This window comes from Flavobacterium sp. (genome assembly GCF_029242675.1).
Classification (GTDB): domain Bacteria; phylum Bacteroidota; class Bacteroidia; order Flavobacteriales; family Flavobacteriaceae; genus Flavobacterium.
Genome location: NZ_JAQWTM010000237.1, coordinates 1 through 3,681 on the forward strand (window position 1 = coordinate 1; position 3,681 = coordinate 3,681).

Genomic DNA, 3,681 nt, shown 5'->3' on the forward strand with positions numbered 1-3,681 from the left:
ATTGCAGATATCGTTAAGGACCGAGATATTTTAGCACTTGCGAGGCATCATGCCCTAAAAATTTTACAAGTAGATACCGCCATGGAAAAGCCAGAACATGCTGCTATGCGCGCCGTTTATATCGAGCTAACTAAGAAAAAAAATATCTGGAATTACATTAGTTAATTTTTTTTCTATTCCCATTAAACCTTTAACTATTTTTAACGTCTAAGTTGCATCTTTGACTATTTTTTAGTCGAGTACAGGTTGCTGTTGTATTTATTGAATTCTTAGTTTTATTTAAAAATAGACATAAAAGTAGTTGTGAAACTATTTTTTTTTGAGAAAACACAATAGTTGTATGTACAACTGTTAAATAAAGACTAACGTTATCTACTTTACTAAATGGAAAACCTAAATTTGCTTTTAACATAAATTTATAATAAAATATTATCTCTCTTTAGACCCATACTATGAAATTAAAAAATATCATTTACGCTTTCTTGATCATTGGATTTGGTGCTTTTATTACCTACCGAATTGTTCAAAATAATAGCAAATCAGGTGATCAAAATGGAAAATCAGATAAAAAAAGTGCCTTAAACGTAAGCGGAATAGTTGTAAAAACAGAAACGTTTGATAATACCTTATCGCTATCGGGATCTATAGAAGCTAATGAGCAAGTTGAAATACGATCCGAGGTGTCGGGTATCGTGGAAAGCATTAATTTTAAAGAAGGTAGTAACGTGTCAGCAGGTCAACTACTTTTTAAAGTAAATGATATAGAATTAAGAGCACAATTAAGTCAAGCCAACACTAGAGAGAATTTGGCTGCTGAAAATGCACGACGAGCACAACTTTTGTTAAAAAAAGAAGCCATCAGTCAAGAAGAATATGATGTAGCTAAAGCAGAATATGCTTCGACTAAAGCGCAAAGCCAAATCATTAAGGCTCAAATTGCTAAAACATCCGTTCGTGCGCCCTTTTCAGGTAAAATTGGATTGCGATCTATCTCTAAAGGAGCATATGTGAATCCAACTATGCTAGTAGCGAACTTAGTCAATACAGCTAAACTTAAAATCACTTTTTCTATTCCTGAAAAATACGCTAATCAAGTAAAAACTAATACTGTTTTGAAATTTACTGTTTCAGGTTCTACTGAAATTTACACAGCAACAGTATACGCTATCGAGCCAGCGGTGGAAGTTGCCACACGTACACTTCAAGTTAGAGCCATTACTGATAACCAACAAGGAAAATTATTACCGGGAACTTTTGCTAATGTAGTACTTCCATTGGATGTGATTCAAGACGCGATCGTGGTTCCAACACAAGCCGTAATTCCGGTTCAAAATGGTAAAAAAGTATTTATTTCTGATTTTGGCAAAGCCAAAGAAGTTATGGTAGAAACGACAACAAGAACTGATGCTTCGCTTTTAATTTTGTCCGGACTTAAAGCAGGTGATACGGTTATAACAACTGGTGTCATGTCCTTAAAAAATGACACTCCAGTGAAAGTATCGGTTAAGAAATAACCTTTCCTACTAATTAATTATCTCATCATTAAACTACTAAAATGAGTTTATCCACATTAAGCATAAAAAGACCTGTAATGACTATCGTAATGAACCTTACGATAGTTTTATTTGGAATCATAGGATATACCTATCTTGGTGTTCGTGAATTCCCTTCGATCGATCCAGCGCAGGTTTCCATAAGAACCAATTATACTGGAGCCAACGCCGATATTATTGAATCGCAAATTACAGAGCCACTCGAAAAAGCGATCAACTCCATTGATGGAATTCGGAATATCACCTCCTCAAGTGCACAAGGAAGTAGCAGCATTACAGTCGAATTTAACTTAGATAAAGATTTAGAGGAGGCAGCTAATGATGTACGTGATAAAGTATCGCAAGCAATTCGTAGTTTACCTCAAGATATTGATGCACCTCCAGTTGTTTCAAAAGCCGATGCCAATAGTGATGCGATAATTTCCATGACGGTTCAAAGTGATACAAGAAGTCAATTGGAGCTAAGTGATTATGCCGAAAATGTAATCTCACAGCGACTAGAAACTATTCCGGGTGTCAGTGGTGTACAAATATGGGGACAAAAACGGTACGCAATGCGTTTATGGATTGACCCTGTAAAACTAGCTTCCTACGGCTGCACAGTTGCAGAAGTTCGAGCAGCTTTAAACCAGCAAAATGTGGAACTACCTTCGGGAAAACTTACTGGAAACAATACGGAGCTTACCGTAAAAACAGTTGGTAATTTAGCAACAGCTGAAGAATTTAGTAACATCATTATAAGAACTGATGGAGCGAAAACCGTTCGATTAAGCGATATTGGAAGAGCCGAACTAGGTCCTGAAAATATTGAAACCAAATTAAGCCAGTCTGGTTTACCTTTAATAGGTCTTGCAATTGTTCCTCGTCCTGGCGCCAATTATCTTGATATTTCAAAATCATTCTACGAGCAATACGAAGCGTTGAAAAAAGATTTACCTAAGGATATCAAATTAAATATCGCGCTAGACAATACCATTTTTGTGAAAAAATCTGTTTTAGAAGTTGCTGAAACCCTAGGTATCTCGATCTTATTGGTAATTTTAATTATCTACCTTTTCTTTAGAGACTGGGCAATCGCTTTTAGACCCTTAATTGATATACCGGTATCCTTAATTGCCACCTTCTTTATCATGTGGCTTTTTGGATTCTCCATAAATGTATTAACATTGTTAGCCATCGTACTTGCAACAGGTCTTGTCGTAGATGACGGTATTGTAGTTACCGAAAATATATTCAAAAAAGTAGAAGAAGGTATGACACCTATCGAAGCGGCAATAAAAGGATCCAACGAAATATTCTTTGCTGTCATATCGATATCGGTAACACTTGCAGCGGTATTTTTGCCCGTTATTTTCTTAGAAGGTTTCGTAGGAAGGCTATTTCGAGAATTTGGAGTCGTCATAGGTGCGGCGGTATTGATCTCCGCTTTTGTATCCTTAACCCTTACACCGATGCTTAATGCCTATTTGATGAAGGGTGGAGAACAAAAAAAATCAAAATTCTATATCGCTACTGAACCTTATTTCCAAAAGTTAAATGCCAATTACGCCAGTTCTTTGGGTAATTTCATGAAACGAAAATGGATTAGTTTCCCTATTCTGATTGCTTGTTTTGGCTTGATTTATGTATTTTATAATCTTATTCAAAAAGAAACAGCTCCTTATGATGACCGTAGTTCATTGGTATTAAGAATGACAGCTCCTGAGGGCGCAAGTTATGAATACATGGATCGCTTCATGCAAGAAGTATCACAACTCGTTGATGATTCTATATCCGAAAAGAAAGTTGCTTTAACGATTACCTCTCCAGGATTTGGTTCTTCATCAGTAAATAGTGGATTCATGAGACTTTCTTTAAAAGAGCCCGGTGAACGCAAGTTATCACAACATGATATCGCTGATAAATTAACCAAATGGACAAAAGGCTATGTCGATGCTAAAACTTCGGTTACGGAGCAGCCAACCATTGCGGTTAACCGCCGTGGAGGATTACCAATACAGTACATTATTCAAACACAAAATTTCGCAAAACTAGAGCAAAAGATTCCCGAGTTTATGGAAGAAGCTGCTAACAATCCTACTTTTGCTATGACTGATGTAAATCTAAAGTTCAATAAACCCGAAATAAA

3 protein-coding genes are annotated in these 3,681 nt (G+C 36.2%); all 3 read left to right on the forward strand.

Translation table 11 applies throughout. The features are described 5' to 3' along the window. Window positions 1-165 (forward strand): hypothetical protein (locus P8M54_RS08840; protein ID WP_300287351.1); only part of this gene is annotated, 165 nt, incomplete at its 5' end. A 287-nt stretch (window positions 166-452) separates the two neighbouring features. Next, window positions 453-1,514 (forward strand): efflux RND transporter periplasmic adaptor subunit, encoded by a 1,062-nt coding sequence (locus P8M54_RS08845; protein ID WP_300287345.1) that lies wholly within the window; start codon window positions 453-455, stop codon window positions 1,512-1,514. A 41-nt stretch (window positions 1,515-1,555) separates the two neighbouring features. Further along, on the forward strand, window positions 1,556-3,681 hold a 2,126-nt coding region (locus P8M54_RS08850), incomplete at its 3' end, for an efflux RND transporter permease subunit (protein WP_300287349.1).